This window comes from Bacillus sp. FG16 (genome assembly GCF_057809515.1).
This window is the reverse complement of record NZ_JBMDKC010000137.1, coordinates 1-11,690: the sequence shown is the minus strand read 5'-3', so window position 1 is coordinate 11,690 and position 11,690 is coordinate 1. Positions and strand designations below refer to the sequence as shown.

Sequence of the window (11,690 nt, the reverse complement as noted above, 5' to 3'; positions counted from 1 at the left end):
TAAAGTGGATGTCTCTTTTTAAACATACAAAAGGAAAGTTAGCAGGTCAGAGAATGGAACCACATTCCATACAAATTTTCGTATTTAGCAATATTTACGGATGGGTTCATCGTAATACAGGATTAAGGCGTTTTAAAAAGGCATATTGGCAAGTTGGACGTAAAAACGCAAAGTCTCAATCTTTAGCGTGTGTAGGCTCTTATGAAGCAATGGCATTTGGTGAAAAAATGTCAGAAGTATACATTGGAGCTACGAAAACGGAACAAAGTAAAATTGTTTGGAATGAAATCAAAGCACAAATGAATGGATGTGAGGATTTAAAAGGAAAGTTCAATATTGCGTATGGGAAAATTGAACACCTTAAAACGGATTCTTTTATTTCAGCACTATCAAAAGATGCTGGGAAATCTGGTGATGGACTGAATGTCCAGTGCGGAATTATTGATGAATATCATGCCCATCCTACTTCTGAAATTTATGATGTTCTGGTGTCAGGTTCAGGTGCTCGTCCGAATCCACTCATGATGATTATAACAACAGCTGGTTTCAATTTGAGTCATCCTTGTTATCGTGTGGAGTATCAATATGTTTCTAAGATTTTAGACCCGAACATTGATATTGAAAATGAAGAATATTTTGTGATGGTTAATGAATTAGATAAGGATGATGAAATTACGAATCCTGAAGTCTGGGAGAAAGCAAATCCCATCCTATGTAGTTATGAAGAAGGGCGTTCTTTTTTAAAAGGAGAACTTCAATCAGCTCTTGATGTACCTGAGAAAATGCGTAATTATCTCACGAAAAACATGAATAGATGGGTGGATATGAAAGAAAATGGCTACATGGATATGCAAAAATGGAAGGATTGCAAGGAAACGGTGGAATTATCCGAATTAAAAGGGTTGGAATGCACAGTAGGTGTCGATTTATCAGCCAAAATTGATTTAACCAGTATTTCATTTGAGTTTAAAAAGGATAATATATACATCGTCTTGAGTCATAGTTTTATGCCAGAAGATACATTAGCTGAAAAACGAAAAACGGATAAAGTCCCTTATGATCTATGGGTACAACAAAAATGGATTACAACAACACCGGGTGCGGTAGTTGATTATGAATATATTAAAACACATATTAGAAATATGGAAAAAGACCATAAATTTAAGATTAAAGAAATATGTGCAGATCCATGGAATGCAACGCAATTTATGCAAGACATGGAAGCGGAAGGGTATACGATAATAGAAATACGCCAAGGGATGGCAACTTTATCAGGTCCTACAAAGGATTTTAGAGAACAAGTGTATCAAAAGAAGGTCATCCATAACAACAACCCTGTACTGAACTGGGCAACGAGTAACGCTATAACAAAACAGGATGCGAACGAAAACATTATGTTGGACAAGTCAAAAGCAACAGAACGAATCGATCCGATAGCGGCTGTCATCAACTCACATGTTCGTTGTATGCTGAATTCTGGCGAAATGGACTTAAACTCCTATATTTTAAGTCAAGATTTCTCATTTTAGGAGGCATGATATGCGATTTTTATACGTTTTTCTTACCATGTTAGAAGATATTTTTATCATTTCGGGGTTGTCCGTTATCATTGGGACGACTTTTTGTGTGGCTCCTGTGTATGGGTGGTATGTACTTGGAATCACTCTTACACTGATCGGGGTGGTGATGGCGAGGAAATAGAGAAGAGGTGAAAATATGATATTCCGAAATTTATTTCGAAATCAGGACACAACAGACCTAAGAAATCCAGCACCTTGGTTTCGGAGTTTATTCAGTTATGAAGCAACGAGCGGAGAACGGGTTACCGTAGAATCTTCGTTAGGTGTACCAACGGTATACCGGTGCGTGAACATTTTAGCGAATAGTGTGGCGATGCTTCCGTTTCAAACGTTTAAAAAGACAGCGAAGGGAAGAGAACGGGATAAGGCGCATCAAGTCTCATTTGTGTTGGAAAGACGCCCGAACCCGTACCAAAGCCCATTTAAATTTAAACATGTAATTGAAACGCATCGGAACACGTGGGGCAATGCGTATATCAACATCCACTGGGGATTGGATGGAAGACCAAAAGAATTGTGGGTGTTGAATCCAGCTGTCACAAACCCTGTTATCGATGTGAAAACAAATCAACTGTGGTATTTCACGAGTTTACCAGATGGGACACCTGTGAAACTAGCAGCTGACGATGTCATTCATCTCACGACATTATCGACCGATGGTCTGAAGGGGAAACCACCGATTCAAGTCGCAAGAGAATCGATTGGAAGCTCACAGGCAGCGCAAAAATTCAAGGGGAAATTCTATAGGAAAGGCGCAACCCATAGTGGGTTGTTAAAGACAGCGCAACCCCTGAATACAGAAGCGAAAGACAAGCTTCGTGATGCATGGGAAGAAGCCAATACAGGCCTGAGTAATGCACAGCGTATTGCGATATTAGATGCAGGTCTCGAATTTGAAAAAGTGGGTATGCCGTTAAAAGATGCCCAGTTTATTGAAGGAATGAAGTTTGATAAAGGTGAAATCGCAAATATTTTTAACATTCCCTTGCACATGATTAATGAATTAGATCGTGCGACATTCTCCAATATTGAACAACAGGCACTGGATTTTATTCAAAATACACTCAGCCCGATTCTTATTCAGTATGAAGAGGAATTTTCTTACAAAGTCTTTTCTTTTGGTGAACAAAAACGATATTATCTCAAGTTTAATTTAACCAGTCTTTTACGGGCGGACCAGAAATCTAGAGCGGAGTTCTATAACATTATGTTAGATCGTGGTGTGTTCTCGATTAATAAGGTATTAGAACTAGAGGACATGGATGGAATCGGGGAACATGGGGATAAGAATCGCGTGGATTTAAACCATGTATCCATTGAAATTGCAGATGAATATCAGTTAGCGAAAGCAGGAGCGCCTACGGGGGGAGGTGAAGAGGATGCATAATGTGTTTACCGTCAAAAATCAAACAGATTCTTCGGCGGATTTGTATATTTATGGTGATATCATTAATAATACAGCTTGGAAATGGGACGATTCGGATGTGATGCCGGATGATGTGAAAAACATGTTAGGACAACTGGATGATAAAAGTAACCTGAATATCTATGTAAATAGTGGTGGTGGTTCTGTATTTGCTGGTTTAGCTATTTATAATATGCTAAAGCGAAATAAGGCACAAAAAACTGTTTATGTAGATGGTGTGGCAGCTTCTATTGCTTCCGTAATCGCCCTAGCTGGTGATCGCGTTGTTGTTCCTTCGAATGCTTTCCTAATGATTCATAAACCCTGGACCATCTCTGCAGGGAATGCCAATGATTTTCGAAAGATGGCAGAGGATTTGGATCACATTGAATCTGGCATTTTGAATGTCTACAAAGAAAATCTGAAAGATGGTATTGGAATGGAAGAGATTCAGCAGTTAGTAGATGCGGAGACCTGGTTAAGTGGGGAAGAAGCTAAAAAATACTTCAATATTGAAGTTGTGGAAGCAAAAGAAATTGCAGCATGTAGCAGTGATTATTTTGATAAATATCAAAAAACACCAAATAAGATTGTAGCAAAAGCGCCTTCTATTCTAAAGAAGAACAATAATGAACAATTAAAAATTCAAAATGCAATAGACCTGTTAGAGCTATAGGTCTATTTTTGTGCCAATATGAGGAGGAAATCCAGAATGGATAAACGTGAACAAGAGTTACGTCAAAAAGTTGCTGATTTGAAAGCGAAAGCGGAAGAATGTAATAACAGCGGTAAATATGAAGATGCAAAGGCGAAAATTGAAGAAGCAAAAAACGCGAAAAATGAATTAGATAATTATCTTGCGATGAGAGAGATTCAAGTTTCTGAACCTGTAAACTCACAAGCAGGCATATTGCCTCCATCATCCGTTCAAAATGAAGATCCATCATACAAAGACGTATTTATGAAAGCGATCCGTGGTCAACATTTGAGCCAGGAAGAAGCAAGTGTGATGGAGGAATATAAAGCAGCGCTATCTGAGAATACGGGTAAAGATGGCGGTTATATTGTTCCGGAAGATATTACAACAACGATTAATCGGCTAAAGCAAACAGTAGATAGCTTAGAACAATATGTAAATGTGCAACCTGTTTCAACAAACAAGGGCGCTCGTACATTAGAAAAGCGTGCGGCATCTACACCTTTTGCGCCATTATCGGAGTATGGGAAGCCAAATGCCATGCAAGAAATTGCTTCTCCTGAATTTGATCGTTTATCTTATGCGATTGAAGATTATGCAGGATTCTTACCAGTACCAAATGATTTACTAGACGATACAGATCAAGCGTTAGAAAGTTATTTACGTCAATGGATTGCGAAAAAATCGATTGCAACTCGAAACTATCTGATTTTACAAGAAATCAACAAATTAACAAAAGTGGATGTAAAGGATTATAACGGCCTTAAAAAAATAGTAAACGTCACACTAGATCCAATATTTGCAGCAGCGGCTAACATTATTACAAACCAAGATGGATTCAATTACTTAGATCAGTTAGAAGATAAAAATGGACGCCCACTACTTCAACCAGATCCAACAAACCCAACACGTAAATTGTTTGCTGGTAAGCCAGTGATTGTATTATCGAATAAGACCATTGCGACAGACAAGGATGGAAAAGCACCTTTCATTGTTGGTGACTTAAAAGAGGCAGTTATTCTTTGGGATAGAAAACAATTATCTATTGATATGACGAAAGAAGGCGGAAACGCTTGGAGAACAAACACTTCTGAGTTTCGAGCAATCGAACGTGAAGATGTTACATTATGGGACCAAGAAGCAGTTGTATATGGGCAAATTACGATTGCGCCTAAAACAGGGGCTTAATCCGGTAGGAGGTGTCCTTCTTGGTACTAACAGTAGAGGAAGCGAAAAAGTATCTTCGTGTGGATGGTGATGAGGAGGACGATCTCATTACATCTTTCGTAATCGCAGCTGAAATCTATATTCAAAATGCAACACGTCAGGATGTGAAACTAGATAGCGAGCTTGCCAAATTGGCAGCTCGTATTTTAATCTCTCATTGGTATGAAAACCGTGAAGCGGTTGGGAAGGCTGAACAATTGGCATTTAGTTTGCAGTCAATGTTAATTCAGTTGCAGTATTGTGGTGGTGATGCAAGTGAATCCGGGTACATTAGATAAACGTCTTACCTTTCAAGTGAAAGACGAGGAAGCAAAGAGCCCAGACGGTGATCAGGTAGAGAGTTATAAAGATTCTTTTACTGTATGGGGTTCTTTTAATTTTTTAAAAGGAAGAAAATACTTTGAAGCAGCCGCAGCTAATAGCGAAATCCAAGGTGAAACAGAAATCCGATATCGCGCTGATGTGAATGCTGGTATGAAGATGAAGTATAAGAACGTAATGTATGACATTATTTCAGTTATTCCAACTGAAAAATACACCTTATCAATCATGTGGAAGCGTGGTGGAATGAATGGCTGATGGTGTTGATTTTTTAGGTTTTGATCGCCTGATATCTGAATTAGAGCAAATGGGTTTACGTGGAGAAAAGATTGAGGATAAAGCCCTTGCAGCTGGTGGTGAGCAAATTCGAAAAGTCATTGCAGAAAGAAGTGAACCGAGGAGTTCAAGTCCTAAGAAACCGTCTAAAAGTGAACCTTGGCGTACAGGCCAACATTTGCTTGATAATATACGAGTTACGAAGGCACGAATGGAAAATGGTGTGAAGACGATCAAGATTGGAATAGACAAAGCGGACCGTTCTCCATATTTCTATGGAAAGTTTTTAGAGTGGGGTACTTCTAAAATGCCAGCACATCCATTTATAGAACCCGGTTTTAACGCTTCTAAAGCGGATGCGGTACGTGCTATGACAGATATCTTGAAGAATGAAATGGGGCTGAACTTATGATAAATTTACGCCCCGAAATTGTGCAAGCCCTTGAAAATAATCAGGAGCTTGTTTCTTTATTAGGTGGAAAACGTGTCTATTATCGTAAAGCTAAAAACGCTGAAGAGTTTCCGCGTATTACGTTTTTCGAATTAGACAATAGGCCAGATCGTTTTGCAGATAATGAGGAGAGCGAAAGCGAAATTACATTTCAAATCGATATTTGGTCAAAAGGCAGTGTAACAGCAATCCATAAAAAAGTGAATGAAATTATGAAAAGTATTGGTTTTTCACGCTATGCGGTTGCTGATTTATATGAAGAGGATACAAAAATTTTTCATTACGCGATGCGATTCGTGAAAGGAGTGGAGTTGTAGATGGCTGGAGAAGTGATTAAAATTAGTTCGACTGTCGGTGTAGATAGCCTTGTTTACGCAAAATTATTGAAAGATGATGCAACAGGTGTTGACTATAGTGCGGTGAAAGAAATGGAAGGCGCTGTAAAGATTAAAACATCTAAAAAGGTAGCTTCGGAGATTATGTGGAGCGATAATAAAAAATCGGAAATTGCTGAGTCTGATGGGGAAGTAGAAGTAGAGATTGAACTTCGTAGTATTTCATTATCAACAAAAGCAGATATTGAAGGGTATCCAGAAGTGAAAGACGGTGTGTTAGATGAGAGACGCGAATGTGAAAAGCCTTATTTAGCAATCGGATGGCGTTTCTTAAAGGCTAATGGGAAATATCGATATGTTTGGCTGTTAAAAGGGAAGCTTTCACAAGAGGAAGAAGAAGGCGAAACGAAGAAGGATAAGCCTAACTTCCAAACAACGAAACTCAAAGGTTCATTTATTGAGCGTGATTTTGACGATAGGCCTAAATTTACGGCAGATGCTGATGAACCTACATTTACAAAAGCTGTGGGAGATAACTGGTTTAAAAAGGTGTATGAGAAGCCTGTAGTACAACCACCAGCAGGAAAGTAAGGGGGAGCAAAAGCTATGAAATTAACACTAATAATCAAGGAAGAAAAGAAAATTTTTCATTTACCGGAGTTTATTCCAGCACGTTTAATTCGTCAAGCACCTGAACTTGCTGATATTCCAAATAATCCAGGCCCTGAGGATATGGATAAAATGGTTCAATATGTAGTAAAAGTTTACGGCGAACAATTTACATTAGATCAATATTGGGACGGTGTGGATGCTCGTAAATTTTTATCCACAACTTCCGATGTAATTAATGCGATCATTAATGAAACTGTGGGGGCAGCTGGTGGCACACCAGGAACTGGAGAAGAAACAAACCCAAACGCGTAGAGGGAGGGGGGCTAACGTTCAGTGAGTTTATGGACGAGCTCTACCTCTCTTTATTACGTCAGGGGTATAAACACCATCATATCGATAACGAAATGGATATCTGGCATTATTTAAGGCTAAACCAAAAATATCGTGAACAAGATCATTCAAATAGTGGAAATCAGAATTTAAATGAAATGGAAGTTCCAGCAGAAAACATTATCTAATAAGGGGGAAGATGATGGCAAATAAAATGAATAATTTAGTCGTTAGGCTGTCCCTTGATAATGTGAATTTTCGTCAAGGTATAGCAAACTCAGGACGTGCGGTTAGGACATTACAGAATGAGCTGAAATCTGTAAGTACAGGAATGGGTGGCTTCGCCAATGCTAGTCAACAAACGCAAGCGAAAATGAATACACTCAGCAGGCTTATTGAAGCGCAAAAAGAAAAAGTTAGAGCTTTGCGACAAGCCTACGATCAAAATAAGGCTAAGTTAGGTGAAAATGATGCAGCAACTCAAAGATATGCTTCGCAAGTGAATAAAGCAGTTGCTGATTTAAATAGATTTGAAAATGAATTAAAGCAAGTAAACCGTCAAGCTGAACAAAAAGGGATGGATAAGTTAAACAACTCTTTAAAATCTCTACAGGCTGAATTTCAGTCTATTACAACAGGCATGGGCGGTTTTTCTAATGCGACAGAACAAACACGAGCTAAAGTAGATGTTTTATCTCGTATGGTAGATAAACAAAAAGAGAAGATCAGGGAACTTCAACAAGCCTATAATCGTGCCAAAACTGAAGAAGGTGAAGCAAGTCAGTCAGCGCAGCGGTACGCCGAACAAATCCATCGAGCAACAGGTGAACTAAATCGATTTGAAAACGAATTACGTCAGTCGAACCATGAATTAGAACAACAAGGAAATCGTTTATTAAACTTCGGTACTCGTATGGAGACGTTAGGTAATCATTTGCAGAATGCAGGTATGCAAATCGGTATGGTGTTTGGCGGAATGACTTACGCAATAGGTCGGGGTTTAAAATCAGCTGTAGAAGAATCCATGAATTTTGAGCAACAAATGGCCAATGTGAAAGCTGTGTCTGGCTCTACTGGAGAAGAAATGAAGAAATTAAGCGAATTAGCTGTCAACATGGGAGAAACAACAAAATACTCTAGTGTTCAAGCAGGACAAGGTATAGAGGAATTAATAAAAGCTGGAGTTAGTTTAACAGATATTATAAATGGTGGGTTAGAAGGTGCTCTTAACTTAGCGACAGCAGGAGAACTAGAATTAGGTGAAGCGGCAGAGATTGCATCCACAGCTTTAAATGCATTTAAAGCAGATCATCTTTCTGTTGCGGATGCAGCAAACATTTTATCTGGAGCGGCTAATGCTTCAGCAACAGATGTACGGGAGTTAAAATACGGTCTTTCAGCTTCATCAGCAGTAGCAGCAGGAGCTGGAATGACATTTAAGGATACAGCTACTACGTTAGCGGTTTTTGCACAAAATGGTTTAAAAGGTTCTGATGCAGGTACTTCTTTAAAAACAATGCTTATGCGATTAAATCCAACAACAAAAGAAGCATATAACCAAATGAGGGATTTAGGGTTAATTACTTATAATGCACAAGCTGGCTATGATTTTCTTGTTAAAAACGGTATACAACCAGCTTCAAGGAGCGTCGGTGATATTGAGCAGGCCTTAGAAGGCTATGTCATGAAAATAGAAGGTGCGAAAAAGTGGAATGACAAGTGCGATACGACATTCCGTGAATTAGCTACTAGTTCAGCTTTCTTATCTTCAAAGTTCTATAATCAACAGGGGCATATTCAAAGTCTAGAAAATATTTCAGGAACCCTTCATGGATCGATGAAAGATTTAACAGACCAACAACGAAGTATGGCTTTGGAAACGTTATTCGGATCCGATGCTGTACGTGGTGCAACTATTCTTTTCAAAGAAGGTGCGAATGGGGTAAATAGCATGTGGGATGCCATGTCAAAAGTGACAGCAGCTGAGGTTGCAGCCACTAAGATTGATACATTAAAGGGACGTCTTACATTACTAGATTCAGCGTTTTCGACAATGAAAAAGACAATTGGTGATGCGCTTGCCCCTGTGGTTAGTGTTTTTGTTGCTGGGTTGCAGAAACTTGTGGATGGATTCAACGCATTACCTGGACCAGTACAAAAGGCTATCGCAATTACAGGTGGTATTGTTCTTGCACTTACAGCAATAGCAACAGCAATAGGTGTAGTTCTTGCAGCATTCGGGATGATCATGTCAGGAATTGGAGCATTAGCAACAGCGTTAGGAATTGCGGGTGGTGCTGCAGGTCTTGCTGGTGCTGCGGTTGGTGTGTTAGGGAGTGCATTAGGAGTGCTTCTTGGACCTGTTGGTTTAATAGCAGCAGCTCTTATTGGAACTGGAGTTGTCGCATATAAAGCATATCAAAAGGCGACTGAAGATAGTATTGCTTCAGTAGATCGCTTTGCTACGAATAATAAGTTAGCACAAGATGAATATCAAAAAGCTTTAGCTAGTTCAGATGCAGCAACAAAAAAATATATGAAACAACAAACCGGAGAAATTAGTTCATCGACTAAAAAAGTTCTTGGCGACTATTTTAAGTTATCTGATGGTATTAGACAAAAGTTAACTGAAATTAAACTGAATCATGAAGTAATGACAACTGAACAAGCTCAAAAACTTGGTCAACAATACGATCAATTAACTGAGAAAATCATTACGAAAGTTGATGAGCGCAAGCAAAAAGAAACGGAACGATTGAGAAAATTGTTTGCTGATTCATATGTTCTTACGAGTGAAGAGGAAAATAAAAGGCTAGAGTTATTAAATCAAAAATATGAAGATGAGAAAATAAAAGTAGCAGAAAAGAATCAGAAAATAAAAGAGATTAATGATTTAGCGGCATCAGAACATCGAGAAAAGACACATAGTGAGAATGTCGCTATTCAAGCTTTACAAGACGAAATGGATAGAATAGCTGTTCAGCACATGACACAAAATCAGATGGAGCAAAAAGTAATTCTTGAGAATATGCGTGTACAGGCTAGTGAAATATCCGCAAGACAAGCAGCAGAAGTTGTTGAAAATAGTGCTAAAACAAGAGATAAAGTCATTAAAGATGCGGAAAAGACACGTAATGACAAAATAGCAGAAGCCATTAGACAACGCGATGAGATGGGCAGTTTAAATGCACAAGAAGCTGAGGCTGTAATTGCCGAAGCCAAACGTCAGTATGACAGCACTGTTTCAACAGCAAGAGATAAGCATAAGGAAATTGTGAGTGAAGCAAAATCCCAAGCTGGGGAACATGCAAATCAAGTAGATTGGGAAACCGGACAAGTAAAATCTAAGTTTGAAGTTATGAAAGATGATGTTGTTCGAAAAATGAAAGAAATGGGTTCGGATGTTTCCAATAAATATGACGAGATGAAAAATGCAGCCAGCAATAAAGTAGAAGAAATCAAAAATACTGTTTCAAGAAAATTTGAAGAAAAGAAAAAAGCTGTCGTTGATAAAATGAAAGAAATAAAGAGCGATATTGAAGATAAGTGGAATACAGTTGAAAAATTCTTCAGCGCTATAAATCTACGTTCCATTGGTAAATCCATTATAGAAGGTCTTGAAAAAGGGTTGGATGATGCGACAGGTGGTTTATATAGTAAGGCGAAAAGCATTGCTGGAGAGATTAAAAAGACTATTTCTGGAGCGCTAGAAATTAACAGTCCATCTAAAGTGATGATTCCAGTTGGTAGTGCAGTTCCAGAAGGTGTTGGCGTTGGTATGGATAAGGGGAAACGATTTGTTGTGGATGCAGCAAAAAATGTAGTTGGAACTGTAAAAAAACAAATGAGTAATATGCCATCTGTTTTTGATTTTGGATTCCAAACTTCGCATTATAGTATCCCGCATAATGCACTGGGTGATTTCAATGGGTATACGCAACCACAATCACCTTATAACAACGCACCTACAGCAAAAACTATGTTCTCGGATAGATCAGGTAGAGAACAAGAACTGAATGTAACGGTAAATATGACAAACGTTTTAGATGGAAAAGAATTAGCGAACGGAAGTTACGCATATACGACAAAGCTTCAAAATCGTGACCAAAAAAGAAGGGCGGAATTTTAAGGGTGGTGAGCAAGTTGGGGAAACTCGGTTTTACTTTTAATAAAATCAGAAAAGATTATATTCAAATGCTAGTTGGAAGAAAACGCCCTTCCTGGGCTCCAGTTAAAAGAAAATTAGTAAGGGTCCCTCATCGCGCAGGGGCTCTTTTTCTTCATACAGAAACGGAGGAACGTCGTATTGATGTTCCTCTTGTAATTAAGGCAGCAAAAGATATGGCTGATTTACAAAAGGTAAAAGAAGATTTAGCGGATTGGCTATATACAGAGCAACCAGCTGAACTTATTTTTGATGATGAGTTAGACAGGACTTATTTAGCATTAATTGATG

General features: G+C 38.6%; 13 protein-coding genes. All 13 read left to right on the top strand.

Going from position 1 to position 11,690, the window contains the following annotated elements:
- The coding region (locus tag ACODS7_RS29095; protein ID WP_488828211.1) for a terminase large subunit at nucleotides 1-1,529 on the top strand (1,529 nt) is incomplete at its 5' end.
- A gap of 187 nt (nucleotides 1,530-1,716) precedes the next feature.
- Complete coding sequence (locus ACODS7_RS29090; RefSeq protein WP_243169118.1) at nucleotides 1,717-2,967, top strand: phage portal protein; 1,251 nt, start codon at nucleotides 1,717-1,719, stop codon at nucleotides 2,965-2,967.
- Entirely contained in the window at nucleotides 2,960-3,661 is a 702-nt protein-coding gene (locus tag ACODS7_RS29085) for a head maturation protease, ClpP-related (protein ID WP_373371773.1), read from the top strand. The genes ACODS7_RS29090 and ACODS7_RS29085 overlap by 8 nt, the downstream gene beginning before the upstream one ends.
- 36 nt (nucleotides 3,662-3,697) lie before the next feature.
- Nucleotides 3,698-4,870: a phage major capsid protein gene (locus ACODS7_RS29080; protein ID WP_243169120.1), complete on the top strand. Its 1,173-nt coding sequence runs from the start codon at nucleotides 3,698-3,700 to the stop codon at nucleotides 4,868-4,870.
- A 20-nt stretch (nucleotides 4,871-4,890) separates the two neighbouring features.
- Nucleotides 4,891-5,187 carry a head-tail connector protein gene (locus tag ACODS7_RS29075; RefSeq protein ID WP_243169121.1) on the top strand — a complete coding sequence of 99 codons (297 nt, stop codon included), beginning with the start codon at nucleotides 4,891-4,893 and terminating at the stop codon, nucleotides 5,185-5,187.
- Nucleotides 5,165-5,488: a phage head closure protein gene (locus tag ACODS7_RS29070; RefSeq protein WP_243169122.1), complete on the top strand. Its 324-nt coding sequence runs from the start codon at nucleotides 5,165-5,167 to the stop codon at nucleotides 5,486-5,488. The genes ACODS7_RS29075 and ACODS7_RS29070 overlap by 23 nt, the downstream gene beginning before the upstream one ends.
- Nucleotides 5,481-5,918, top strand: coding sequence for an HK97-gp10 family putative phage morphogenesis protein (locus tag ACODS7_RS29065; protein WP_488828208.1), 438 nt, complete (start codon nucleotides 5,481-5,483; stop codon nucleotides 5,916-5,918). The genes ACODS7_RS29070 and ACODS7_RS29065 overlap by 8 nt, the downstream gene beginning before the upstream one ends.
- Nucleotides 5,915-6,274, top strand: coding sequence for a tail completion protein gp17 (gp17, locus tag ACODS7_RS29060; RefSeq protein ID WP_243169205.1), 360 nt, complete (start codon nucleotides 5,915-5,917; stop codon nucleotides 6,272-6,274). The genes ACODS7_RS29065 and gp17 overlap by 4 nt, the downstream gene beginning before the upstream one ends.
- Nucleotides 6,275-6,883, top strand: coding sequence for a major tail protein (locus ACODS7_RS29055; protein WP_243169204.1), 609 nt, complete (start codon nucleotides 6,275-6,277; stop codon nucleotides 6,881-6,883).
- Nucleotides 6,884-6,898: 15 nt separating this feature from the next.
- Nucleotides 6,899-7,216 carry a phage tail assembly chaperone G gene (gene gpG, locus ACODS7_RS29050; protein WP_086413434.1) on the top strand — a complete coding sequence of 106 codons (318 nt, stop codon included), beginning with the start codon at nucleotides 6,899-6,901 and terminating at the stop codon, nucleotides 7,214-7,216.
- Between the two features lie 29 nt (nucleotides 7,217-7,245).
- Nucleotides 7,246-7,422, top strand: coding sequence for a hypothetical protein (locus ACODS7_RS29045; protein WP_000344049.1), 177 nt, complete (start codon nucleotides 7,246-7,248; stop codon nucleotides 7,420-7,422).
- A gap of 14 nt (nucleotides 7,423-7,436) precedes the next feature.
- Nucleotides 7,437-11,363 carry a phage tail tape measure protein gene (locus tag ACODS7_RS29040; protein ID WP_289668975.1) on the top strand — a complete coding sequence of 1,309 codons (3,927 nt, stop codon included), beginning with the start codon at nucleotides 7,437-7,439 and terminating at the stop codon, nucleotides 11,361-11,363.
- A gap of 14 nt (nucleotides 11,364-11,377) precedes the next feature.
- Nucleotides 11,378-11,690 (top strand): distal tail protein Dit (locus tag ACODS7_RS29035; protein WP_488828204.1); only part of this gene is annotated, 313 nt, incomplete at its 3' end.

Coding starts and splice junctions, on each gene's coding strand:
- ACODS7_RS29090 (WP_243169118.1), top strand. CDS start 1,717: ATGATATTCCGAAATTTATTTCGAAATCAGGACACAACAGACCTAAGA.
- ACODS7_RS29085 (WP_373371773.1), top strand. CDS start 2,960: ATGCATAATGTGTTTACCGTCAAAAATCAAACAGATTCTTCGGCGGAT.
- ACODS7_RS29080 (WP_243169120.1), top strand. CDS start 3,698: ATGGATAAACGTGAACAAGAGTTACGTCAAAAAGTTGCTGATTTGAAA.
- ACODS7_RS29065 (WP_488828208.1), top strand. CDS start 5,481: ATGGCTGATGGTGTTGATTTTTTAGGTTTTGATCGCCTGATATCTGAA.
- gp17 (WP_243169205.1), top strand. CDS start 5,915: ATGATAAATTTACGCCCCGAAATTGTGCAAGCCCTTGAAAATAATCAG.
- ACODS7_RS29055 (WP_243169204.1), top strand. CDS start 6,275: ATGGCTGGAGAAGTGATTAAAATTAGTTCGACTGTCGGTGTAGATAGC.
- gpG (WP_086413434.1), top strand. CDS start 6,899: ATGAAATTAACACTAATAATCAAGGAAGAAAAGAAAATTTTTCATTTA.
- ACODS7_RS29045 (WP_000344049.1), top strand. CDS start 7,246: ATGGACGAGCTCTACCTCTCTTTATTACGTCAGGGGTATAAACACCAT.
- ACODS7_RS29040 (WP_289668975.1), top strand. CDS start 7,437: ATGGCAAATAAAATGAATAATTTAGTCGTTAGGCTGTCCCTTGATAAT.